The organism is Parabacteroides sp. CAG:2, from assembly GCF_000436315.1.
GTDB classification, from domain to species: Bacteria; Bacteroidota; Bacteroidia; order Bacteroidales; family Tannerellaceae; genus Parabacteroides; species Parabacteroides distasonis.
The window spans coordinates 6,730-31,162 of the sequence record NZ_FR885269.1 but is presented as its reverse complement, the minus strand read 5'-3'; the positions used below and the strand labels follow the sequence as shown (position 1 = coordinate 31,162).

Genomic DNA, 24,433 nt, shown 5'->3' with positions numbered 1-24,433 from the left:
ATCCAAGTAATCCGTGACGGATGAACAGGCGGGAGTTGGATTAATATTAATACTAAAGTAATAAATTAAGAGGTCCGTAAGTACCTCCGTGAGGATGGAGTACGGATAAAGAAACAAGTCTCCGGCAGGCGTAAGCTTTGCTGGGGACTTCGTATTTTGCGACCTTATTTATGTGTAACTAATGAAAAAAGAACGGTCTAATAACGTGAAAGATGGGGCCTTTTTGTATTTTTGCGGAAATTAGGAGTAATAGTAGTATCAAAAATAAGCTCAAACAATTAATGTCAAACTCAAAAATCTCAGCGGCCGCATTTGCGGACACAAAACCTCATTATGACCTTCTTGATGGATTGAGAGGTGTCGCAGCGTTAATGGTTATATTTTATCATGTATTCGAAGCCTTTGCTACGAGTCCTATTGATCAACAATTTAATCACGGTTATTTAGCCGTTGATTTCTTCTTTATCCTGTCTGGGTTCGTGATTGGTTATGCTTATGACGACCGGTGGAAAACCATGACAACAAAGGATTTTATCAAACGTCGATTGATCCGTTTACATCCGATGGTTGTCCTAGGGGCCGTTTTGGGAGTTATTGCGTTTTGTATACAAGGGTGTGAGAAGTGGGATGGTACGCATGTCTCTATATCCATGGTGATGCTAGCTTTGCTTATCAACCTTTTTTTGATACCGGCTGTACCCGGTTCCGGGCCTGAGATCCGTGGAAATGGTGAGATGTTTCCTTTAAATGGCCCTAGTTGGTCTTTGTTCTTCGAGTATATCGGGAATATTATGTATGCCTTGTTTATTCGTCGGATGTCAACGAAGGCGCTTATGGCACTTATTGTCTTGGCGGGAATCGGATTGGCTTCGTTCGCTATATTCAATTTTTCCGGTGCTGGGCACCTAGGTGTGGGGTGGACGATGGAAGAGTACAATTTGATCGGTGGCTTTTTACGAGTGTTATTTTCTTTCTCGATGGGATTGTTGATGTCGCGCGTCTTTAAGCCCATTCATGTCAAAGGTGCTTTTTGGATCTGTAGCCTGGCGATCGTCGTTTTACTCTCCATGCCCTATGTCGGTAATGGTGAGACCTTATGGATGAACGGTATCTATGATTCCGTATGCGCGATCCTGATATTCCCTATGCTTGTTTATCTGGGGGCTTCCGGGAAGACAACCGATAAGCATTCCGCCCGTATTTGTAAATTCTTGGGAGATATCTCTTATCCTTTGTATATGGTACATTACCCTCTTATATACTTGTATTTTGGGTGGGTGAAGAAGGAGAACCTTACATTTGCCGAGGCGTGGCCGGAAGCGTTGGCATTAGTTATCGGAAGTATAGTATTGGCTTACATTAGTTTGAAACTTTATGACGAGCCGGTTCGCAGATATTTGACAAAGCGCTTTTTACAGGTACGCAAATAACCTGCCATAACCGTATGTGCCACCCAACACATACGGTGTATCGGTGAATAAGCGGATCAGAATGGGTATTAGTAGCGATTTGCCCATTCTAAGATTGTCGGACTTTCGACATCAACCCCGAACTCTTTGGCTTTTCTCAAGATATTATGAGCTAATTCCGGCTTTTGCTGATCGGTAGCGTATCGAAAATAGGATTCGGCCGCCCGTACGTGTGTGGCGTCCGGCATAGGATATTTTCGTTCTTCGGGTAATCCGAAATCAGAGTCGTTCAACTCTTTGCGTTCCTCCGTGTCAAGTCGGTCGGAACCTTGTTCTCTTTCTCTTTCCATCGTGATAATTTTTTAATGATCTGTTTATGAAACGTTTCGATGGAAACAATCACTTCTCGCTAAAAAGTGTTGGGAAAGAATTAATGTTTATCAAATAGATCTGATTCATAAAGAAAACATGCCTCGCAAAGCTCATAAGAACACATCTTTAGTTTCATCCTTAGAATCGGAAACGGATTGCCTTGCTCATCCGTCTCATCCGTCTTTATCCGCTATACGATCTAAGAGGATAGACACATGTCTGCCGTCCATCAAGCCATGATGAGCCGTTACGGAGATAGGGAGCATCCGATGCCCGTTCTGCTCGATCAGCTTTCCGGTGGAGATACGGGTAGCGGAATCGCCTGTACGGAAAGAGGAAGCGTGTTTCATCTCCGTGAAGGCGATCCACGGAACCGGGGAGAAACGGACTAAGTCTTGCCGGTCTGATTCCCTATCTTTGCAAAGGCCTGTGAGAGCTTGCACACGTTCGATCTCTTTCTGTGCGTTTTGAAGGAACAGTTGCCTGTCCGGTGTATATTCGAAGAAGCCGAAGCCGAATGTACCGTCTTCCCGCCCGATCGTTGTTCCCACGTGGATTCGGTCGAAGCAGACAGGGATGTTGTCGATGATCCGGTACCGGAACTCTTCCACCTCATTAACGGCTGTCATAATCTTATGTAAGGAGTAGAGGAAAAAAGAGGCATGATCCGCTTTCGCCTCTTTATAGATGGAGGTCACGTCTATCTGGGTGGTCAGTCCGAAGAAAGGGTCGTCCATAGAACCGAAAAACAGGAAATGTTCTTTCCGGTTCCAATGCTCTAGGTCAATAGGATGCTTCATGATTCTTTATTTGTTGGGTTTACTATTTTGTGGAAAGCGATGCGTTCCGTACCATTCGCGATGTAAATGATACCGCATTGCTTGAAGCCATGCTTTTTCAATAAGTTTTGCATGACAATATTATCCCGGTGTGTATCGATACGGATATTATCGCAATGAGCGAATGCCCATTTTAGACATTCGGTCGAGATCCCCTTTTGCTTACCGTTGGAGGCCATGCGATGGATCACGGCATAAGGTTCATCGTTCAGCCATTCGCCTTCATAGATCTTTAGGTAAGTAGGGTCGATTCCCTCGATGTAACAAAAGGTCCCCACTAACTCGCCCTGCTCATTTTCGCATACGAAACTATGGCTGGCCTTGATCTCGTTGGAGATCAATTCCTCGGAAGGATATCCATTGATCCATTGATTGCCATTGCCATGCTCTTGCATGAACCTGCGTGCGTAATCGTAGATTGCCATTACCTCGGCCAGATCTTCTTGTCGTGTTTGTCTGATATTCATGATCGGTAGAAAAAGTTATCCCGCAAAAGTAGTATATTATTGTTATCTTTGCGAATCTAGCCGAAAAATATATAAACCAATTAAATCAAAATATCATGGAACCATTAAAAATTGCTACCGTGCAGTTCGAGACACGGGATAACGATAAAGTGTATAATCTTTCTATCATCCGGGAGATGTGCCGGAAAGCGTCGGTAGAGGGAGCGGATGTAGTGGCTTTTCACGAATGCTCGGTTTGTGGATATACGTTTGCCAAGGACTTGTCTCGCAAGGAATTGTTGGCTATTGCCGAACCGATCCCCACGGGGGAGAGTACGCAAGCCTTGATCGCCATCGCCAAAGAGTTTGGCGTCACGCTACTGGCCGGATTCTTTGAGCGGGATGGGGATCGCATCTATAAAGCGCAAGTTTGCGTGGATGGCAATGGCTTGAAGGCAAAGTACCGCAAGCTACATCCGTTTATTAATCCGAATATCTTGCCGGGCGATCAATATGTGGTTTTTGAGATCAAGGGATGGAAATGTGGCATATTGATTTGCTACGATAATAATATCATAGAGAATGTCCGTGCCACGGCCTTATTAGGGGCGGATATCATTTTCATGCCTCACGTGACGATGTGTACCCCTTCCCCTCGCCCCGGGGCTGGTTTGATAAATCCTATGTTATGGGAGAACCGGGCAAACGACCCGACTTCCTTGCGACAGGAGTTCGATGGCCTGAAGGGACGTGCTTGGCTTATGAAATGGCTTCCCGCTAGGGCGTACGACAATGCGGTATATGTGGTATTCTCCAATCCGATCGGGCGTGATTATAATGAGATCAAGAACGGTTGCTCGATGATTCTGGATCCTTTCGGCGATATCGTGGCGGAATGCCGTAAACTGGGTGATGATTTCGTGATCGCTACGGCTATCCCTGAGAAATTGAGACAGGCTGGAGGATATCGTTACCGAAATGCCCGTCGTCCGGAACTTTATGCGGATATTATCGGCCAACCGCATGAGTCCAATCAAAAGGTAGCATGGTTAACAGAAACAACAAATAGCAAATAAATAGTATGCAACAAACAACAATCTCTAAGTCACCTCGTGTAGAGGTGGTAGATGCGCTACGTGGTTTCGCTGTCTTGGCAATCTTATTAGTGCATAATGTGGAACATTTTATCTATCCGGTCTATCCGGACCCGGCTACGCTGCCGGGATGGTTGAACGTATTGAATGAAGGCGTGTTTACGGTGGTATTCGCTTTGTTTGCCGGGAAATCGTATTCTATCTTTGCCTTGTTATTTGGTTTTACCTTTTATATACAGTATTCGAACCAGCAGGCGAAGGGAAAAGACTTCGGTTACCGCTTCCTTTGGAGATTACTGCTGTTGACGATCTTCGCTACGTTGAACGCCGCTTTTTATCCGGCAGGCGATGTTTTGCTGCTGTATGCGATCGTGGGCGTTGTTTTGTTTATCGTGCGTAAATGGAGCGATAAGGCTGTCTTGATAACGGCTATTATCTTTTTATTGCAGCCGGTGGAGTGGTATCACTATATCGCTAGCCTGTTTAATCCGGATTACCAATTACCCAATTTAGGAGCAGGGGAGATGTACTCAGAGATGGCGGAGCATACCAAGCGGGGGGATTTATGGAATTTCATCTGGCAGAACGTGACGTTAGGACAAAAGGCTAGTTTGCTCTGGGCTGTTGGTGCCGGCCGGTATGTACAGACCTGCGGGTTATTTATGCTGGGAATGTTGATCGGGCGCAAAAAGTTATTTATCCCCTCGGAGGAGAATTCCCGTTTTTGGATAAAGACCTTGATCATTACTGCGATCGCTTTCGGTCCTTTATACCAACTGAAAGTATTGTTGATGGATACGGCGGACAGCGCTATCGTGCGCCAGACGGCAGGTGTTGTGTTTGATATGTGGCAGAAATTCGCTTTTACGTTCGTATTGGTGGCTTCCTTTGTGTTACTGTATCAGCGCGAGGCCTTTAAGCGTTTTACCTCTATCTTGCGCTCTTATGGAAAGATGAGCTTGACGAATTATGTGACACAATCTTTTGCTGGTGCGTTGATCTATTTCCCGATCGGCTTGAATCTGGCTCCTTACTGCGGTTATACGGTCAGCATGTTCATCGGTATCGCCTTTTTCTTTTTGCAAGTACGCTTCTGTAAATGGTGGGCTGAAAGACATAAACACGGACCGTTGGAAGGTCTTTGGCATAAGTGGACATGGGTAGGTTCTAAATAAGGATCAGATTATCTGGTGAAATGAGATGGGGTATGTCCCGTCTCATTTCATTACAGACAGTTCTCACTCCATAAAAGGTTTGGCATATTTAATCATTCCATGCACGTTCTTGAGTCCTTCCGGTGCCAACTCGACAACCATGCAATATTCGCTGGGGACATCGAATGGGAACTCAATGCCGAAATCAATCGCCCTTTTATATCCGAATCTCGGATAATAATCCTTATGTCCTAATAAGACGGCCGATTTATAGCCTAGCTCTCCCGCTCGCTTATGCGCTTCACGGATCAAAGCGCTACCAACGCCAATCCTTTGGTACTTCGGTACCACCGAAACCGGTGCTAGCCCAAGAGAGATCACGCTTTGGTCTTCTGATACGATTTCCACCTTACTCATCATGAGATGCCCTATGATTTCGCCGTTTAATTCAGCGACTAAGGAGAGCTCCGGAATATAAGCGTCCGTTTTTCGTAAACGTTCTACAAGGTACGGTTCGCTTTGATCACTGTCCTCCACGTCACGGAAAGCAAGTTCCACGACTTCCCTTACTGCTTGAAAGTCGTTCTCTTGCTCTGGTCTAATCTTGATTTCTTTATTCATATGTTGCGTATCACCGGTTATCGCTCAGACCCGTATCGTGAGTCCGTTTTTATCTTCTGCGTCGAACACTGCGTACCGGAGCGGATTTTTCTGCTTTCGGAGCCTTGACAGTGGGAGCTTTCTTTTCGGAGGCAGGTTCTTTGGTTGTAGTACCTTTTCCTCTTGCGGCGCTCTTTCTGGCTTTCTTCGCGGCTTTGCTGTCTACCGCTACTTGAGTCGTATCCGGTTGATACCAGAGTGATTTCTCAAAGCTGGTTAATTGACCTTCGATACGAGCTTGCTCGTTCTTTAAGGAATCCGGTGTCGGGCAATACGCCTGCAATGGCAGATTCATCAAGTTTTGGGTCTTGATGATATCCCCCTCGAACATCCGGCGACGGAAATAGTCATCCATCGTAAAAGTCATGGCGTTATTCATATTAGACGTCATGATGTATGAATTGCTGATATACGGACGTATATTCTCGTAAGGAAGCCAGAACATAGGCATGGTTGTCTCTCCCATATCACCTGTAGAGGTAAGGATCGGGCAAATCGCCAATATCTTGACATCAAAAGCGGAATTATTCTGGTCGAAATACCATGCTTCTTTTACATAGTAAGACCGTACGTCGGCTGCAGGTATATCGCTTTCATTGATTACGAAAGTCGGTTCCTCACCCGCTCTCCCCGGTATCTCCTCATAAAGGATGTAGAAGCGATCCAGCAAATCCTTGAAGTTGATCAAATGGGCTTCGTCAAACTCCTCGTATCCGTCCAGATACTCATAGGCCTTGATCTTGTTCTCACCTAAAAGCTGGAAGATTACGGAGAAAAGATTCATCTGTCCGTTCATCGGGCGGGTCGGGTAATAAAGCGGAGCGTTCTGTTCTTTCATCAAGTCCACCTGCCGGTAGATAATACGCATCCAGCGAGCGTTCCCGATCTCTTGCGTCAAACGCTCGTTCATATCTTGGGCCCGTACGGTCAGTTCGGGTAAACCGGTATCTTTCTTATCGTTTCTTTCCCCACGGCTGGCTTGAGGCGAACGGCGACGCGTTTGTTGTTGCTGCGTAGCATCGTTCTCTGCTTCTTCTTGCGCGTGAAGAGGCATCGCTGTTAAAAAAGTGGCGGCCAAAGCGGCTATGTAATACAGATGTTTCATACTGCGAATCTTAATTTACGATTACTTCGATAGTCGGTATGGTACGTTCGATACCGTCCGGACCTTTCGCGACTACACGGGTGATATAAAAACGTTTACCCTTACTTAAATTGCGGATATAGTTTTTCTGACGTTGCGAGAAGTTGGTTCCTTCGGCCACTTCCGGGATAGCGTTACCCATGGAGTCGAAGAAAGTCAGCTCAAAACGTAATACCGTATATTTTACATTTAGCAAATCATCGTCGATAGCGGCCAGAATACCGTCAGCCTCTACCAAGCTACGTTTGGCGATCATACCTCCCTTGAACTTACGGACGTTACCGTTTTGATCCTTATACTCGATATAAGGTAGGGGATCGGGGAGGGCACGCACGCGGAAGGTAGTCTTTGCCATCTCTATGTTCCGGCCATCCGCCATACGAGCGTTTACCGTGATCACGGCTTCCGTTCCTACTTTAGACGGGCGGGCTTCCCAACCATCCTTGCTGCGGGTTAATGTGCCGTTCGTCATGGTAGCTGTCACATTACCGCTCGGTACACCCGGGACGGCGATACGCATCGGGTTGGCGATACCGGCATATAATACGTTCATCAATGTCGGGGCCACGGTAGCTGTCGGCTCGGTCACGAAATACTCGCTCTCGAAATCCCGGCGCATGATGCTGCCGTCGCTATTCGGCATCTCGATATAACCTTTGATCGGGAATGTCCCGGCAGCTCCGGTATTCACCGTGAAGACTCCTTTATTCTCGTAAGGTAATTCTTTTCCGTTTACATAGATCGTAGGACGTTTCGTGGAGTCTACCGCCGATAATACGATATTCGCCTTGTACTGGCTTCCTCGCATTACGATCTGGCTTTCCGGGATTACCTGCGCCGTGATCTGGTTCACACGGTAATCGCCAACGTCTACGCTATTCAATAAGTTCGATAAGACCTCACCTTCGGCGTAGCGAACGTCACTTTGCATTTTTGTTAACAGGGTAACAGCCGCCGCTACCGGCATATTCTCGAACAAGGCCTCTTCCCAAGTACGGGTATTGATCCCCGCTTTATGAGGGGGAGTCGTGCTTAGGTTCGCCTCCAATACGGCAGTCTTCGCCGAATCTTCGATAAAGCCGCCCATCCAGATACGATACTTATCGATTTCCGCTCTCAGCTTTTTACCTTCTCCGCTTACAGGAGAGAGCATTACACGGGAAGCGGCTTCCAAATCATCCTTATGCTCGATGCTGTTTACGTTGGCATTCTCGCCATCAGCTACCTTAGCGATACGGATCTTTAAATCTTGTATATACGTATAGAGGCTATCTGAGGCTTTTTTCACCTCACGGGCCTTCAATGCCCACTCACCCACTTTCTGGGGATTCTCTTGGTAATAAGCTTCCATCTCGTCCGCTACGATCTTGTTTCGGCGGGAGGAGTTATCGATAGAGGTTCGCAAGCTACCTTCCACCAACTCAAAACCATCCAGCACCTCCGACGACACATTCAGTGCCATCATGGCGATGAACACCAGATACATCAGGTTGATCATCCGCTGACGGGGAGAATTGGGATTATTTGATATTCCTGCCATATTTCTTTACTTCATTGGGTTGTTTGTATACGGAGCCTGTTGTGGCTGTTGGTAACCATAGGGTTGCTGATATTGCTGTTGGTAACCGGGCTGTTGTGGCTGCTGATACATCGGTTGTTGAGGTTGTTGTTGCGGCTGCGCCGGTTGTTGGTAGCCCATATTCACGGTCATCGCTTGCAATAAACGACTGTATACTTGGTTCAATTCGGCCAGTTGGCGAGTCATCTTTTCCGTCTCGTTACGGAATACGGAACTATCTACCACCGATCCGTCATACATCTCACGGATACGATTCAAGCCACTATTGATGTGTTCGATAGATTCGATCTGCGAACTGATACTCTTCAACTGGATCTCATAGATGGTATTCAATCCGGATACGTTACGGTTCAATTGTTCCATCTGGTGTACGTAACCACGGGAGTTTTGGTTGATGCCATCGGAATTATCCGTGATACTCTTATAAGAGTTCAACAGTGTATCGGATACGTTCGTAAGCGAATTAGTCACTTGGCTGAAACGCTCCATGTTCTCAGACATGCCAGATAATTGCTCCAGATATTTTTGGGTAGCTTCCGTCAATTCCGCCATCTTGGAAATTTGCTCGGCCGCTCCGCTTAATTTCTTGATGCTCTCGGATAAGTTCTTGGTATCTTCTTCCGTCACGTCCAGATTACCTGCGATATTCAAGGAACCACCTCTTTGCGCGTTCGCCTTAGACGCTACCGAACCGATATTTATTCCCCCGGCTATCTCATCGTCTTCTACATTATCCGTAGAATTGATCATGGTTGAGATCGGCGTACCGGTGAAATCCGGACGATCCATCGGGTTCTTTGATTTCAATACGGGGAAAACATCTTCCCAATGATATTCCTTGTTCGGATGCTCGAACGCCGAGATAAAGAATACGATAGACTCGGTGATCATCGCCACGAACAAGATTTGGTTAGCGTATGGTATATGTAATAACTTAAATAACGCACCGAGGATTACGATGGACGCACCCCAACTATACAGGAAGTTCAATACTCGTTTTCCTCTTTCGCTGGAGAGGAACATCTCCAGTCTGTTTTTATATCTTCTATATTTTCCCATCGTCGTATTATTGTCTTAAATGATTCAAAACTTTAAATTTATAATTCCCGCTTATTTCTTTCCCTTGGAGCGAGAGAATCCTATTTGGGTACGTGCGCAACGGAAACCGATGTAAGAACGGCTCTCGTTCTGGAACTCGAAAGTACGCATGTCCGAACGGATAAATTGTGAGACATCTTTCCAAGAACCTCCTCGCACTACTTTCTTTTTCATGGCGTAGGGATCGTTCTTGGCGGCGTTGTAACGCAGATCCGGGTTCATGTCGCTCATTTGGCTCGGGCCAGACTCGGAGTAAGACGTTGAGGTCCATTCCGCCACGTTTCCTGCCATATCGTATAACCCGAACTCATTCGGGGCGAAAGAGCCTACACGAGACGTAATCAAATGGCCATCCTCCGTATAATTACCTTTACCCGGCTTGAAGTTACCTAAGAAACAGCCTTTGCTGTCTTGAAGCTCGTCGGTAGACCAAGGGTACTTATTCTCGTTCTTACCTGTACGGGCGGCATATTCCCATTCTCCTTCGGACGGAAGACGGAATGGCTCTACCAATTGTCCCGGTGGCAAGCTCAAGGATTCTTTGTATAAATTCGTACGCCATACGCAGAAGGCAGTCGCTTGTTCCCAAGAAACACCGACTACGGGATAATCATCGTAACCCGGATGAGAGAAATACATACGGGTATATGGCTCGTTGTACGCATTCTTGAAATCGTTCACCCAGCAATTCTCGTCTGGGTAGATATTGACGATACGGGTATTCAAGAAATCCCATTCGCTGCTTAACGGGCGGGTGATCGTCTCGTTGATTACACGTCCTTCATCATCGATGTAAGCGGTGTCCTTGGAGATCATGACTACCTCGTTCGGATCTACCTGAATATCCGTATTACGAACCCGGTCCGCCGGGTTCAACTGATTCTTGCGGAGGGCGGCGGCGGTATAGTCGTACCACTCGTATTTATAGATCATTTGTTTAGGGTCCAAACCTTTCTCTCCGGTAACGGGATTCGTGTAATAGACACTTTCTATCGCACGTTGCTCATCCTCGTTCGCCCGTCTCCAAGGAATCGGACGGTTCCAGTCCAAATGCGGAGTGACAGGTTCCCCGTAACGGTCTTCCGTGATCTTGAACAGATCGTTGCCTCCATAAGCCGGGTCCGCCAAGCGTTCACGGATAATAGAGTCTCTCACATAATAAACGAACTGGCGATATTTGGCGTTCGTTACCTCTGTCTGATCCATCCAGAACGCATCGAAAGAGACCCCTTTCGTCTCCGGCATGATTCCCCACAAGGAATCCTTGTCGGCGGGACCCATCTCGAACGAACCTCTTTTAACCAAGACCATTCCATACGGCGCAGGTTCATTGAACGCTACCGATCTGACACCTGTCACCTCACCGCCGGCACTCCGGAGAGATTTACCGCAGGAGGTAAGCAAGGCTACCGTTACAAGTACTAATAATACTTTTTTCATATACTATAATATACGTACACTTTTATGTCTATTTTTCCCTGTCTTCGTCTTGTTCAGCTTTAAGGCATACTTGACACATAGCTCGTGGCTACCGCTACTTGCCCGGCCTAGGGCCGTGGTCGGGAAATCAAAGGCGTAACCCGCATGGAAACGACCTAGCTTTACGCCGAACATGATGCCCACCGATTCATTCACCCGATAGGAAAAACCACCATTAAACATCTTATTATATTCCAGCCTAGCGGTAATATCCGCATGAAAACTTTGCATGTCTGTCAGCAAGAACACCGAGGGCTGTAATTCTATCAACGGATTCTTTAATTGAATATTGTATCCACCCATTAAATTAAGTGAACGACCTATATAGGTATAGGCGTTCTCGTCCAGTTGAAGCTCCGGTTGGGTGATATGCGTCATGCCAAACCCGGCGTAAAACCGTTTATGGGTATAGTAAATACCGAAGTTCATATCCAACCCCATGCCGCTGACCTGCTCTACAGGAATGGCGGCGTCGGTCTCTTGATGGTATTCGGACTCAACCTTTATCACCTTGGTTCCGTCGAACGATTGGTTGACTAAGCCGATTTGCAGACCGCCGCTCAAGACTCCCCCGAATAATTTATACTTATAGGCGTATTGCGCCCCTACATGCGTATTCTGGAAAAGCCCGATTGCCTCGGTAAATACAACCAATCCGACACCGTGATTCGTCTTGCCTAAAGTGAGTGGCATATCCGCGGTAATGAAGAACGACTTGGGTGCCCCATGTACGCCGATCATTTCCAAGCGGGCGAGAGCCAATATATTCAAGTCCTCCGTAGCTCCGGCCACGGCCGGGTTATAATACGGTTTCGCCATGAAGTATTGACTTAAGCGTGCGTCATATTGCGCCCGTACGATTCCCGCACAAGTACACAAAAGGATCAAGATCGAAAGAAGACGTCTTCTCATTTAAACATTCACTTCACGTTGTAACTACAAACGCAGCAAATCCGGATAAATTGTATTTTCACAAAAAAACAACGAGGCAGGGGAGCTCGATCGTCCGCCACCTCGTTCTTCTATTTCTTAATTTTCAATTTTCAATTCTCAATTGAACTAGTATTCTTCCTCGTTGAAGAAGAAGTCTTCTTTACTTGGATAATCCGGCCAGATGTCTTCCATGCATTCGTAAATCTCGCCTTCATCTTCCATTTCCTGCAAATTCTCAATCACTTCTAATGGCGCACCAGAACGTTGTGCATAGTCAATAAGTTCATCCTTAGTCGCAGGCCAGGGTGCGTCTTCCAATTTTGAAGCTAACTCTAATGTCCAATACATAGCTGTCAAGTATTAATAACCGCCGAAGCGATTTGGTTCTCTATTTTTCCGCGAAAATATGACTTTATTTATTATACGCAAGTATAATCCCAAATAATTTCTTTACCGTTATTATTTATGCATTCTTTTCGTGCCAGAACGAAGAAATAATCCGATAAACGGTTCATAAATATCAATACAGGCTCCTCAACGGGGCAATTCTCGGCCAAGCGATAGATTTGTCGCTCGGCACGACGGCAAACGGTGCGGCAAACGTGTGCGAGGGCGGCCGAGCGGCATCCTCCCGGTAGGATGAACGCGTGCATTTTCGGCAGCTCATTATCCAGACGGTCTATCTCCCGCTCGATACGCTCGATGCTCTCGGGCGTTACCTTGCTCTCGATTTTCAATTCCGTGGTCGCTTGATCCGTGGCTAGGTAAGAACCGATCGTGAATAGCTTATGCTGGATGAATGATAAGAAATCAGTATCTTTCTCATCATTCAAGGCCGTGATTAATAATCCGATAAAGGAGTTCAGCTCATCTACGGTGCCATAGCTCTCGATCCGATCGTGCGCTTTCGACACGCGTTGTCCACCTACCAGTGAAGTGGTTCCTTTATCGCCTGTTCTGGTATAGATAATACTCTTCTTCATATCTGACTTGTTTTGAATCCTAAAAATAAACAATATAATCTCGTTTGTGCAATTTCTTGTTGAATAAGACAATCCCTAGCGAGTAAAGATCTAAGGTGACCGTCACTTCCGGACATGCGCAGATCTCTTCCCAAAGTTCACGCATCTTACGGCTCGCCTTGATTCCCTCAAAAACGAATACCGTATCGTTGTGCGCGTATTTCATACATTCATTAAACAGCCAGAGGTTGTTATGTTGTTCATATAAAGTGTTGAAAAAAACAAAATCTAAGCTATTTATGTCATTTAAGGCTTGGGGAAGCAAGTCCTTATAATTACCGATACGCAAATCGACGGGATTACGTCCCTCTTTAGCGAATGCTTGACGGGCAATCGTGGCGAATTCCGGTACATTTTCCAAGGCGATACATTTCAATCCCGTGGCATAGGAGGTTAGATATAAGGTAGACAGCCCCATCGTGGTTCCTATCTGGAGGATATTCTTGGACTTGAAATAGTTTGTTAAACGGAATAATAAGGCGCCATGCTTGGGCCGGATGGATTCCCGTTTTACGATCTCGCTGATGGAACGGGTCTTTCGTTTCCCTTTGTTCTGCCGGTCTGGATAGGTGATCTCTCCTTCCCTGAATAATAACTGCTTACGTAAAAGCTCTATATCATAGAAACTATAATAAGAGCATTTTTCCTCGATGACCTTCGTGATGAGGTTAAAAACGAAAGGCGAATGTACTCCGAATCCTTTACGGTAACGGATGCTGCGGTACAAGAGCGATCCTTTTCGTAATGTATTAACCTTTGGTAGTATTTGCATTTCTTTTTGTCATTGGGCAATGAGACCTTGCCATTTACCGCGAACTTACATAAAAAAACGCAATTAGCATAAGCCTCTAGTCATTAAACGGGGTTATAATGACTTGTGTCATGCGGATGGCACAGCCGTGCCATAAAGGTGGCACCAGCGTGCCATCGCAGTGGCACAGTCATGCCATCAGCGTGGCACTAGCTTTATCTTAGAAACTGGCTTTCTCCGGTTCTGGGCGGATATAGGTTAATATCTGCCCGCTTAATTGAAGCAGCGAGATCTCACAGATCTTGGTGGAGTATTCCGCCACGGAAAGACGCTCCTCCGCTTCCAGCAGACTGTTTTGTGCCTCACGCAATTCGATACCAGACAACTCGCCAAGTTTATAGCGGTCGATGGCGATCCGGTAGTTCTCTTGGGCGGCTACGAGGTTCTCTTTCTCTAGGCTCCATAGGTCGAGGTTGTTTTTATAGGCCATCCAGAAGTTGCTCATGTCCGCACGCAGGGCAAGTTCCAGTTCTTGGATGCGCAATTGCTGGTTCTCGATTTGGATGCGGGCGTTGCGTTGCTCACGTTTCCGGTTGAAACCATCGAAGAGGCTCATACCGATGGTCACGCCGTAATTAAGCCCCAGCCGTTGTTGGAGGTCGTAATTGCCCACTTCCGTCCAGTTCGCCGTGTAGCCGTAGCCTGCGTTTAGCTTGACATAGGGATAATAGCGGCTTTTTACCTTTTTATAATCAAGCTCAGACAACGTCTGGTTCTTTTGGGCGATCAGGAGTGAGGCGTTGGCTTCGAGGGTATTCTTCCATAGATCTACCTCGTCGAGGAACGGGTTCGGGTAGATCAAGGAGTCCTTGATCTGGATTTCCTCCTCCACATTATTTAATGCCATCAACTCGTTCAGGCGGATACGGGAGGTATGCACGACCTCCAATTGGTTTAATACCTTGGAGCTATCCGAGTTGAAGTCCACTTGAGCCTGTTGCAAGTCCAGACGGGACATGGAGCCGATATAATACCGTTCTTCCACGATCCGTAAACGCTCCTTGGAAAGATCCAAGGTGGAACGGAGGTTACGCAAACGGATTTTCTGCCGGATCAGGTTGTAGTACTCGCTGGAAAGGTTGGCTACGAAATCCTCGATGGTCATGCGGGTGTTCAATTCCCCCATTCGCTGTAATTCTTTCAAGCGAGAGTATTCGGCTTGGATACCGAAACCGTCGAAAACCGTCCAGTTAACGTTTAGTCCGACGTTGCCCGTCTCGCTGTTTATACCATTCGCCTTCTCGATCGATCCGTCTTGCAGGCTGTTACGGTTGTTATTGATATTTCCGCTGAATCCGCCGCTCATATCTACGGTAGGCAGATAACCGGCGTTTCCCGGGGTGGCGTTATTGTCGCTGATCTGTTGCTCGTTACGAATGATACGGATGGAGTAGTTCTGCTCTAATCCGGTTTCGATACACCGTTTCAGATCGAATAGTTGCTGCGCTTCCGCTATAAAGAGGGAAGAGAAGGCAAATAATAAGGTATATACATATTTCTTCATAAATCTACAACTTGGTGTTTTGTTTTTTTCGGTTGGTGGATATAAATGAATACATGGCCGGTACGATAAACAGGGTCAAGAAGGTCGATACCAACATTCCGCCTACTACCGCTACACCCATGGCGATACGCCCTTGGGCACCCTCGCCCGTAGCGTATACCAATGGCACCAAACCGAGGATGGTGGATACGCTAGTCATCAAGATCGGGCGCAGACGCTGGGTCGCGGACGAGCGGATCGCTTCCGGCAAACTAAGTCCCGACTCTTGCCGCTGATTGGCGAACTCTACGATCAAGATACCGTTCTTCGCCACCAAACCAATCAACATAATGATACCGATCTGGCTGAATATATTCATCGTGATACCCGAATAACTCATGAACATCAACGCACCGGCGATAGCCAAAGGCACGGTGAACATCACTACCAACGGGTCCTTGAAACTCTCGAACTGGGCGGCCAACACCAAATAAATCATCAACAAGGCCAAGATCATGGCGAACATCAAACTGGAAGAACTCTCACGGAACTCTTTCGACTCGCCGGAAAGAGCGGTGCGGAAGCTACCATCCAGCACCTCCGAGGCGATACGATCCATCTCGTCCAGACCATCGCCGATCGTATATCCCTTATTCAATCCACTGGAAACCGTCGCCGATACGAAACGGTTATAGCGATACAATTGGGGCGGCGCCACGTTTTCCGTAACCTTAACCAAGTTATCCAGCTGGATCATTTCCCCATTGTTACTACGTACATAGATCGATTTTAAATCGACAGGGGTATTTCGTTGCTGGCGGTTGATCTCGCCCAATATCTGGTATTGCTTACCATTCATATAGAAGTAGCCCATACGCTGTCCGCTCAACGCATATTGCAAGGTCTGGGCGATGTTGCGGGTGCTGACGCCCAATAAGGAAGCCTTATCCCGGTCGATCTCGATACGTGCCTCCGGCTTGGTGAAGCGCAAGTTCACGTCCGCCATCTGGAAGACCGGGCTCTCGTTCACCTTTTGCATAAACGTAGGCAGGAACTCTTGCAGTTTATCCAAGGTCGGGGCCTGCAGTACGTATTGGATAGGCATACCGCCCCGGCGTCCGCCGAAGGTGGATTGCTGTTGTACGAAGGCGCGGGCCAAGGTCTCTTTGCGGACTTCTTTCGACAAGGTCTCGGCGATCTCCATCTGCGAGCGTTCCCGTTCCTTGATATCGCTTAATATGAGGTTTAGCGAACCTCCTCCTTCCCACGAGCGGGTCATGATGGATTGCTTCTCGGGAGCGATGGAGTCGGCTATTTGCTCGATACGGTCCGCGTAGTCGCGGATAAACTCGAAGGTAGCCCCTTCCGGCCCGCGCATATTCACGGAGATCATGGAACGGTCCTCCAAAGGCGATAACTCGGAACGAATGTTCTTCCAGAAGTACCCGATCGATCCGAAAAGAAGGATAACGATAGGGATCGACCATATCTTATGGTTCAGGAACGCGTTCAACGACTTGGCGTAGATCGTGTTCAATCCCTCGAAGAACGGCTCGGTCTTCCGATAGAACCAGTTTTTCTTCTCTCTCCTCTTCAATAGCTTGGTAGCCAACATCGGTGTAAACGTAAGGGCCACGAACGAGGAGATAGCGACCGAACCGGCGATCACGATACTGAACTCCTTGAATAAGCGCCCCGTCATACCTTCCATAAACACGATCGGCAAGAATACGGAGATCAGGGTGATCGTGGTAGATACCACGGCGAAGAAGATCTCTTTCGATCCTTCGATACCCGCCTCTTTCGGCGACATGCCTTGCTCGATACGTACATATATATTTTCCGCCACCACGATCGCATCGTCTACCACCAGACCGACCGAGAGCACGACCGCCAACATCGTCAATACGTTGACGGAGAATCCGGAGATATACATCACGAAGAAAGCTCCTACCAACGATACGGGGATAACGACGACAGGAACCAGCGTGACCCGCCAGTCACGGAGGAACAAGAAGATAATCAATACGACCAAGAGGAAAGCCTCGTAGATCGTCTGTTGTACCTCGCCGATAGAGGCCCGGATAAAGCGGGTGTTGTCATACATCATCTCGATCGTGACATCTTCCGGCAGGTCTTTTTGTAATTGCTCGATACGCTTGTAGGCTTCGTCGGCGATCTCGATATGGTTGGCTCCCGGTTGGGGGATGATAACGGTCATAACCATCGGCTCGCCGTTCTTCTTCAGTAAGCTCCGCAAGTCCTCGGGAGCTACCTCCGCACGTCCGATATCGCTGAAGCGCACGATGTTGTTGTTGTCTTCCTTGATAATTAAATCGTTGAATTCCTTGGCGGTATGCATCAATCCTAAGGTACGTATGGATAAGGAGATCGTATTTCCCTCGATACTACCGGAAGGAAGCTCCACGTTCTCGTTATCGACGGCGTTTTTCACGTCCATCGGGGTCACTCCGTAACCCGCCATCTTGATTGGGTCCAGCCATAGACGCATGGAATACCGTTTTTGTCCCCAGATATCCACGCCACTCACGTTCTCGATGGTCTGCAAGCGCTCTTTCACCGTTAGCTCGGCGATCTCGCTCAACTCCATCAACGAGCGTTTGTTGCTTCGGATGGCGATCTGCATGATTGGGGAGGCATCGGCATCCGCTTTCGATACCGTAGGCGGGTCGCAGTCGCGGGGAAGGTAGCGTTGGGCACGAGATACCTTATCACGTACATCGTTCGCCGCCGTCTCCATATCCACGGACAACTCAAACTCTACCGTGATGCGGCTGCTGCCTTGGCTACTCACGCTACTCAATGAACGGATACCCGGGATACCGTTGATATTCTGCTCCAACGGCTCGGTGATCTGGTTCATGATCACGTCTGCGTTCGCTCCGGGATAAGATACATTGACCGAGATAATCGGCTGGTCTACGCTCGGGAACTCCCGGACGCCAAGGAACCGGTAACCGATAAAGCCGAACAGGAGGATGACCAGCATCATCACTGTCGAGAGTACGGGCCGGTTTATACTGGTTTCTGAAATATTTGCCATCGTTCTTCTCCTTATTCAGTCAAGTTATCAATAGAAACTTTCATGCCGGTACGTAACTGCATCACGCCGGACGTGATCAGCGTATCGCCCACATTCAACCCTTGCAATACCTGTACACGGCTCTCGGTTCGAATACCGATCGTGATCTCTTGAGGCTCGGCCACGCCGTTCTTATATAAGTAAACGATGTCTTTTCCCATCTCGGGGATAACGGCCTCGCTGGGGATGGCTAAAGCGTCCTTGATCTCCCGCTTGCTGATCTCGACGGAGGTATAACGGCCGGGTAAGATATTCTCGCCCGGATTCGGGTAAGTGGCACGTACTTTCAAGGTACGGGTCGCCATATCTACCTTGCTTTCCACGGCGTAAACGGTCGCCTTATAGTTCTGCATCATACCGTCTTTCTCCATGCGGAATAGGATCGGGGTTCCGTCTTGTACCTCGGCCGCATAGCTCTCGGGGATGGAGAACTCGATTTTCAACGGGGATATCTTGGTCAACTTGGCGATTACGGAAGAGGAGGAGGTAACGTACGCGCCCTCACTCACGGAGCGAAGTCCGATGACTCCATCGAAAGGAGCCCGAAGTTCTGTCTGGGCGATATTCGCTTTGACTAGCTCGATATCCGCCATTAGCTTCTCGTATTCGGTGGCTACTTGCTCGTAGGCCTCTTGGCTGACGGCGTCTTTCTCCAGCAAGGTACGTTGGCGATAGACACGATCCTTGGCTAAAGGAACTTGAGCCTCCAGCTTCTTTAGCTGGGCTTGCAGCGGCTTGTCATTGATTTTGGCCAACAGATCGCCCGCCTTTACGTGGGTACCTTCCGTGAAATAGATGGCTACCACCTTACCGGAGGACTCGAAAGCCAAATCCACCTCTTCGTCCGGAAGGGTACTCCCGGTACTCATGATCTTATCGGTTAATGATTGGTATTTTAATACCTCGGCGTTGATGTTAAGTGTCTGGTTTCGCAGGCTCGTGCCCGATGTGGGTACGACGGAAGCGGCATCTTGGGATGCCTTGAACTTGTTTTTCAATTGAGGGTAAGCGATCATTCCCGCTATCATCAATAAGATAGCCGCCGTAACTCCCCATTTCGCTCTCTTTGTCATCATGTTCTCGTATGGTATTTACTGATAATTTACACTCGTTACTCCAAAATATATAACTAAACGCAAGTTTAGACTGCCCTTTCGTAAAAAGGTTTAATCAAAGATATTATTTTTTTGAGAGATGAATCCTTGATTGGGAAGAACGGGAAAAATAAGGGAATTAAAACGAATCTAGGGAGGAAGTCTGATCGGTTTGTGGTAGAAGAAATGAGTGTCTCCTGTCGTATAGATCTTTTCACATAGGTGAAAAGAACGTTTCACAGCCGTGATCCGATCGTTTCACATGGGTGAAAAGATCAGATCACACTTGTGAAACGATCTGTTATAGCTTATGTATAACTTTCATTAACTGCTCGCCCAAGCCAATCGTATAGCCTTGAGAGACAAATACGACACGGTTGAACGTATCGGCGATCAAGAAGATCGGCAAGGTATTGGCGTTTTGCAATTTCATCGCTGTAGCCATCTCCTTTTGGATCGCCCCGTCGATATCCAGACCGTATGTGATCGTGCCCGGTAAATCGCCGAACTCTTTCGGATCGAAGTTCTTATAGCCTTTCTCGTCCGGGAAGAGAAGCACGATGCCTCGTCCCCAATCTTCTAGTTCCTTCTTCACGGCGGCGATATCACGCATCGCATGGTTTGTCGGTTCTTGGCGGGAGCCTAGAAGCGCTACGATATAGTAGCCACGTCCGGTAGTAGCTAGCAAGCTAGTTTCCTCGCCGTTGTCCGCACGTTTGAATTTATTTTCGGAGTTGAAATTACCGATCACCTGTATCTCGTCCTTGCTTTCGCGCATCTCCAATTGGATCGGGGTGGTCTTGTCTGCCTCCACATTGAAAAACTCGATCTCGGCCAATACGCTACCGTTTGCCATACGAGTACCGGTCACTAACATATAATTACCTTCATCCATGGATAACGGTTTCTTCAGTAATCCGCTCCAAGTATCTCCCAAGCCCATATCCACATTACCGCCTCTCTCGAAATTCAAGGTCTGTAAAGTACCGTTCGGCAAAACCTTGGCGATCGTGAAGTGACTGTAATATTTCGGGTCTTGCAGCGCCTTGATTGGTTGGTAAGAAGCGATTACCTTGCCTTGTTTAGCGGTTGTCTGTACGGCAGCCTCGAAATCGACGTCTACCCAAGAGTTGTCCTTGAAGTACTGGATCTTGCGGGCTACCGGCTCGATACGTGCCGGAATACCTAAGCTACGAGCCACGGCCACGAAGAAGATATTACGGGAGCCCTTATCAGCGATACGGGATTTCCATACACCCATCGGCATGATCGGAATACGTTGTGCGTTTAGCGCGTCGTTAATGGAGACGTTATTCTTCACCCAATCCACCAATGCCTGTGGATTCTCTACGGCTTGTTTCGCAAGGGAAGGCTCAATGTTTGCAGCGAAGAAACTCTTATATGGAGTCAGGAACTCATTGGCCACACGAGGATTCATGATATATTCATTGAACCATTCGCTTTGAACGGCCGGCGTATTGTTTAAATGGTCCGCAAAGACAGACGCAGGTGTATCACGTAGATCCTTAGCGGATACGACATCCAATAAAGCCATCGCTTGCGCACGCTTCTGGGCGGGAGTCTCCCGTAAGAACTTCTCGATCTCCATCCAGTTACCACGGCTACCGATCATGAAATCCTCCGTCTTCATCGGGTCGATACCCAATTCTTTCGCTAAAGCCTCTGCTTTCTCTTCCGTATAGAAAGTAGCTACATATTTATTACGGATAGCGTCTTCTTCCAATAAACGTTTGGCGTTCGCCTCCTTTTGCTCCGGTGTAACTTCTGCGGGGATAGAGCCGTCTACCGGTGGTACGATATCTAGGGCGATCGTCTCCACATCTCCCGGTTTCTTATTCAAGGCGATCGTAACCTCTCCGTCCTTGCCGAAAGAGACCTTGCTGTAGCCGAACTTGCCATCTTTGCTGGCCCATACCAGCATATCCCCTTTTCCGGCGGATAATGAGCATTTACCATCCGCGTCCGTCTTCTTGCGGGCTACACTGTTAAACTCGGCATAGTTATAAATCTTGAATTCTACCAAAGCGTCCTTTACCGGCTTGCCATTGGCATCCGTAACCGTGATAACAGCTTTAGCCGAAGGTGCGTAATTATCGATCACGTTGATCTCGGTATACCCATCGGTACGTTCCATGACATCCTCCGGGCCATTGTATTTACCGAATACTTTCGTATGCATCAACATACCCCGGTAAGCAGGGCCGTTGAACCAACCCAGATTCAATACCGGTTCGGGCTCGCAAGCGCCGAAGAAATACCATTTACCATTCACCCAAGCTTCTACCCATGCGTGGTTATCATCCGTATGCGCCCAGCGAGGTGTATATACCTGACGTGCGGGGATACCCACGGAACGTAAAGCGGCTACCGTGAAGGTAGACTCCTCGCCGCAACGACCGTAGGCGGTCTTCACGGATGCCAAAGGGGAACTTGTGCGCCCATCGGAAGGAGTATAGATAACCTTCTCATGACACCAGTGATTCACTTCCAGTACGGCGTCGTACAACGAGAGACCCTTCACCCGGTCTTTCAACTCATCAAAGAAAACCATGCGGCTTTCATCCAGATTCTCATTGTTGATTCGTACCGGCAATACGAAATGGCGGAAGATATCCTCTGGGATGCTATCGCCCCAAGGCATCTCATTCCGTGCTTGGAAAGAGGAACGGATGTTTTTCAAATAGAAATCGCCACTATAGTCCGTGATGTCTCCAATCGGCATATAGGCGTACATGAAGGTTAACGCCTCCCTCTCTTCGGGAGTCATTTGATCGTTAAATACTGCGAAAAGGTTTCCGTTAGGCAGAGCGGCCTGTTTCGCTTGGAAATCGTTCTCAACCTCAGCTCGGTAAGCGGCGTCGGTAATAAAATGTTGTTGGTTGTTACAGCTCGTCCATACGAGTAATGTGAACAACAGCGTAAATAGATGTTTTTTGTTCATAAAGCGGATATGTATGTTTGCCAAAAGTAATGATTCTATGCGAGATAGAAAAATTCTCGAACAATTTGTAAGAAAGATTTGTTTTTCTATAGAAAGAATAAATCTGGTCTTCCTGTAAATTTGGGACCGGATTTCTTCTTTTTGTGTGATTATAATTGCAAAAAGTTTACGAACTTTGTGACAAAGTATCAAATCACTAATCATAAAACCCGTTTTGCGTATGTTTCAAAATCCTGAGCAAGTGCTATTAATAGCTTCTGTGATCCTGTTTTTAAGTATATTCGCCGGTAAGGCCGGTTATCGTTTCGGCTTACCCGCTTTGTTGTTGTTCCTTGGTGTGGGAATGTTGTTTGGCAGCGATGGTCTGGGCATCCAGTTCAGCGATCCGAATGTGGCCCAGTTTATCGGCATGTTGGCGTTGAGTATCATCTTGTTCTCGGGTGGTATGGATACGAAAGTTGCGGAGGTCAAACCTATCGCCTCGCAAGGTGTGGTATTGGCTACGCTCGGGGTGCTGGCCACGACTTTTATCACGGGCGGGTTTATCTATTGGTTATTTGGTTTATTTGGCAAATATGTTACGTTGACTTTCCCGGAATCTTTATTGCTGGCGGCGGTCATGTCCTCTACGGACTCAGCCTCGGTTTTCTCCATCTTGCGCAGTAAAGGGGTTTATTTGAAAGAGCGTCTGCGTCCTACCTTGGAGCTGGAGAGTGGTAGTAATGACCCGATGGCTTATATGCTTACCTTGCTTCTGATCGCTTACATACAAAGCGGAGGTATGAATATTTGGGAGGCCGGGCTATCCTTGGTCATTCAATTATCGGTGGGAGCTATCGCCGGTTTCTTATTGGGGAGACTGGCTGTGTTGATTATCAATAAGATCGATATAGATAACGAGTCTTTATATCCGATCCTTTTATTGGCTACGGCTTTCTTCACCTTCGCCGCTACGACCTTATGTAAAGGTAATGGCTATTTAGCGGTTTATATCGCTGGTTTGGTGGTTGGTAACGCTAAGATTGTTCACAAGAAAAGTATGGGGACGTTCTTTGACGGTTTCGCTTGGTTGTGGCAGATCGTGATGTTCCTTACGTTAGGCTTGCTAGTGAACCCACATGAGTTATTACCGGTGACGGGTGTAGGTGTTATGGTGGGAGTCTTTATGATCTTGATCGCCCGTCCGATTAGCGTGTTCCTTTGCTTGATACCTTATAAGAATTTCTCCTTCAAAGGTAAACTGTATATCTCATGGGTGGGATTACGCGGGGCGGTTCCTATTATTTTCGCTACTTACCCGATGATCGCCGGGATCGAGCATGCCGGTATGTTCTTTAATATCGTATTTTTTATCACGATTCTTTCTTTGCTGATTCAAGGAACCACGGTTACCCAAGCCGCTAAATGGCTGGATATGGTGGATGAGCCGGAACGAAAGGATGAGTTTGGCATCGAGCTTCCCGAGGAGATCAAGAGCGCTATGAGCGAGATCGATATTACCCCGGCGGTATTATCCCATGGAAATAAATTGATGCAGCTGACTTTACCCGATCATACCTTGGCGGTAATGGTGAAACGGGAAGGCCGCTATTTCATCCCGAAAGGAAATACGGAATTAAAGGAGAACGACAAGTTGTTAATGATCTCCGATAATGACGAGGCGCTTTTGCAGGCGTATGATTCCTTGGGGGTGAAGGATTATACGATGAAGAAGAATTGAAATAATGTGCCAATGTAGGCAATGTGCCAAT

At 47.5% G+C, this 24,433-nt stretch carries 20 protein-coding genes; 4 read left to right on the top strand and 16 right to left on the bottom strand.

Annotation, left to right across the window (positions count from 1 at the left end; all coding sequences use genetic code 11):
- Window positions 1-281: 281 nt before the first annotated feature.
- Window positions 282-1,430, top strand: a complete 1,149-nt coding sequence (locus QVP94_RS03690; protein WP_272025887.1) for an acyltransferase family protein — start codon at window positions 282-284, stop codon at window positions 1,428-1,430.
- Window positions 1,431-1,498: 68 nt separating this feature from the next.
- Here the strand turns inward: QVP94_RS03690 and QVP94_RS03685 are convergent, their stop codons facing one another.
- From QVP94_RS03685 to QVP94_RS03675, 3 genes are all read right to left on the bottom strand, one after another.
- A complete protein-coding gene (locus QVP94_RS03685) occupies window positions 1,499-1,759 on the bottom strand; it encodes a DUF6582 domain-containing protein (RefSeq protein ID WP_005859868.1) in 261 nt (86 codons plus the stop codon).
- Window positions 1,760-1,954: 195 nt separating this feature from the next.
- Window positions 1,955-2,581, bottom strand: coding sequence for a chloramphenicol acetyltransferase (locus QVP94_RS03680; protein WP_008779104.1), 627 nt, complete (start codon window positions 2,579-2,581; stop codon window positions 1,955-1,957).
- Complete coding sequence (locus QVP94_RS03675; protein WP_008772942.1) at window positions 2,578-3,087, bottom strand: GNAT family N-acetyltransferase; 510 nt, start codon at window positions 3,085-3,087, stop codon at window positions 2,578-2,580. Before QVP94_RS03675 ends, QVP94_RS03680 begins: the two co-directional genes overlap by 4 nt.
- A 95-nt stretch (window positions 3,088-3,182) precedes the next feature.
- Here QVP94_RS03675 and QVP94_RS03670 point away from each other — a divergent pair, with 95 nt between their 5' ends.
- Both QVP94_RS03670 and QVP94_RS03665 read left to right on the top strand, forming a co-directional pair.
- Window positions 3,183-4,142, top strand: a complete 960-nt coding sequence (locus tag QVP94_RS03670; RefSeq protein WP_009016570.1) for a nitrilase family protein — start codon at window positions 3,183-3,185, stop codon at window positions 4,140-4,142.
- 5 nt (window positions 4,143-4,147) lie between these two features.
- Window positions 4,148-5,335: a DUF418 domain-containing protein gene (locus QVP94_RS03665; RefSeq protein WP_022191998.1), complete on the top strand. Its 1,188-nt coding sequence runs from the start codon at window positions 4,148-4,150 to the stop codon at window positions 5,333-5,335.
- Between the two features lie 63 nt (window positions 5,336-5,398).
- On the opposite strand, the gene QVP94_RS03660 is transcribed toward QVP94_RS03665, so the two are convergent.
- The 13 genes from QVP94_RS03660 to QVP94_RS03600 form a co-directional block, all read right to left on the bottom strand.
- Window positions 5,399-5,935 carry a GNAT family N-acetyltransferase gene (locus tag QVP94_RS03660; RefSeq protein ID WP_008772940.1) on the bottom strand — a complete coding sequence of 179 codons (537 nt, stop codon included), beginning with the start codon at window positions 5,933-5,935 and terminating at the stop codon, window positions 5,399-5,401.
- 49 nt (window positions 5,936-5,984) lie between these two features.
- Window positions 5,985-7,079, bottom strand: coding sequence for a type IX secretion system ring subunit PorN/GldN (gene porN, locus QVP94_RS03655; RefSeq protein WP_005863269.1), 1,095 nt, complete (start codon window positions 7,077-7,079; stop codon window positions 5,985-5,987).
- A gap of 10 nt (window positions 7,080-7,089) precedes the next feature.
- Window positions 7,090-8,658 (bottom strand): type IX secretion system motor protein PorM/GldM, encoded by a 1,569-nt coding sequence (gene porM / locus QVP94_RS03650; protein ID WP_009016568.1) that lies wholly within the window; start codon window positions 8,656-8,658, stop codon window positions 7,090-7,092.
- Between the two features lie 6 nt (window positions 8,659-8,664).
- Window positions 8,665-9,756: a type IX secretion system motor protein PorL/GldL gene (gene porL / locus QVP94_RS03645; protein ID WP_227211229.1), complete on the bottom strand. Its 1,092-nt coding sequence runs from the start codon at window positions 9,754-9,756 to the stop codon at window positions 8,665-8,667.
- A 51-nt stretch (window positions 9,757-9,807) separates the two neighbouring features.
- On the bottom strand, window positions 9,808-11,235 hold the full coding sequence (gene porK / locus QVP94_RS03640) for a T9SS ring complex lipoprotein PorK/GldK (protein WP_005859855.1): 1,428 nt from the start codon (window positions 11,233-11,235) through the stop codon (window positions 9,808-9,810).
- A gap of 3 nt (window positions 11,236-11,238) precedes the next feature.
- A complete protein-coding gene (locus tag QVP94_RS03635; protein ID WP_008772936.1) occupies window positions 11,239-12,186 on the bottom strand; it encodes a PorP/SprF family type IX secretion system membrane protein in 948 nt (315 codons plus the stop codon).
- A 147-nt stretch (window positions 12,187-12,333) separates the two neighbouring features.
- Window positions 12,334-12,555 carry a DUF2795 domain-containing protein gene (locus tag QVP94_RS03630; protein ID WP_005633363.1) on the bottom strand — a complete coding sequence of 74 codons (222 nt, stop codon included), beginning with the start codon at window positions 12,553-12,555 and terminating at the stop codon, window positions 12,334-12,336.
- A 71-nt stretch (window positions 12,556-12,626) separates the two neighbouring features.
- On the bottom strand, window positions 12,627-13,190 hold the full coding sequence (locus QVP94_RS03625) for a cob(I)yrinic acid a,c-diamide adenosyltransferase (protein WP_005859850.1): 564 nt from the start codon (window positions 13,188-13,190) through the stop codon (window positions 12,627-12,629).
- Between the two features lie 19 nt (window positions 13,191-13,209).
- A complete protein-coding gene (locus tag QVP94_RS03620) occupies window positions 13,210-14,001 on the bottom strand; it encodes an O-methyltransferase (RefSeq protein ID WP_005863261.1) in 792 nt (263 codons plus the stop codon).
- Between the two features lie 199 nt (window positions 14,002-14,200).
- Window positions 14,201-15,544 carry a TolC family protein gene (locus QVP94_RS03615; protein WP_022191996.1) on the bottom strand — a complete coding sequence of 448 codons (1,344 nt, stop codon included), beginning with the start codon at window positions 15,542-15,544 and terminating at the stop codon, window positions 14,201-14,203.
- A 4-nt stretch (window positions 15,545-15,548) separates the two neighbouring features.
- Window positions 15,549-18,587, bottom strand: coding sequence for an efflux RND transporter permease subunit (locus QVP94_RS03610; protein ID WP_022191995.1), 3,039 nt, complete (start codon window positions 18,585-18,587; stop codon window positions 15,549-15,551).
- Window positions 18,588-18,598: 11 nt separating this feature from the next.
- Complete coding sequence (locus QVP94_RS03605; protein ID WP_288213170.1) at window positions 18,599-19,699, bottom strand: efflux RND transporter periplasmic adaptor subunit; 1,101 nt, start codon at window positions 19,697-19,699, stop codon at window positions 18,599-18,601.
- A 322-nt stretch (window positions 19,700-20,021) separates the two neighbouring features.
- Complete coding sequence (locus QVP94_RS03600; protein ID WP_288213169.1) at window positions 20,022-22,682, bottom strand: transglutaminase domain-containing protein; 2,661 nt, start codon at window positions 22,680-22,682, stop codon at window positions 20,022-20,024.
- A 220-nt stretch (window positions 22,683-22,902) separates the two neighbouring features.
- On the opposite strand from QVP94_RS03600, the gene QVP94_RS03595 reads away from it, so the two are divergent.
- A complete protein-coding gene (locus QVP94_RS03595) occupies window positions 22,903-24,402 on the top strand; it encodes a potassium/proton antiporter (protein ID WP_005863241.1) in 1,500 nt (499 codons plus the stop codon).
- The last annotated feature ends 31 nt before the right edge of the window (window positions 24,403-24,433 follow it).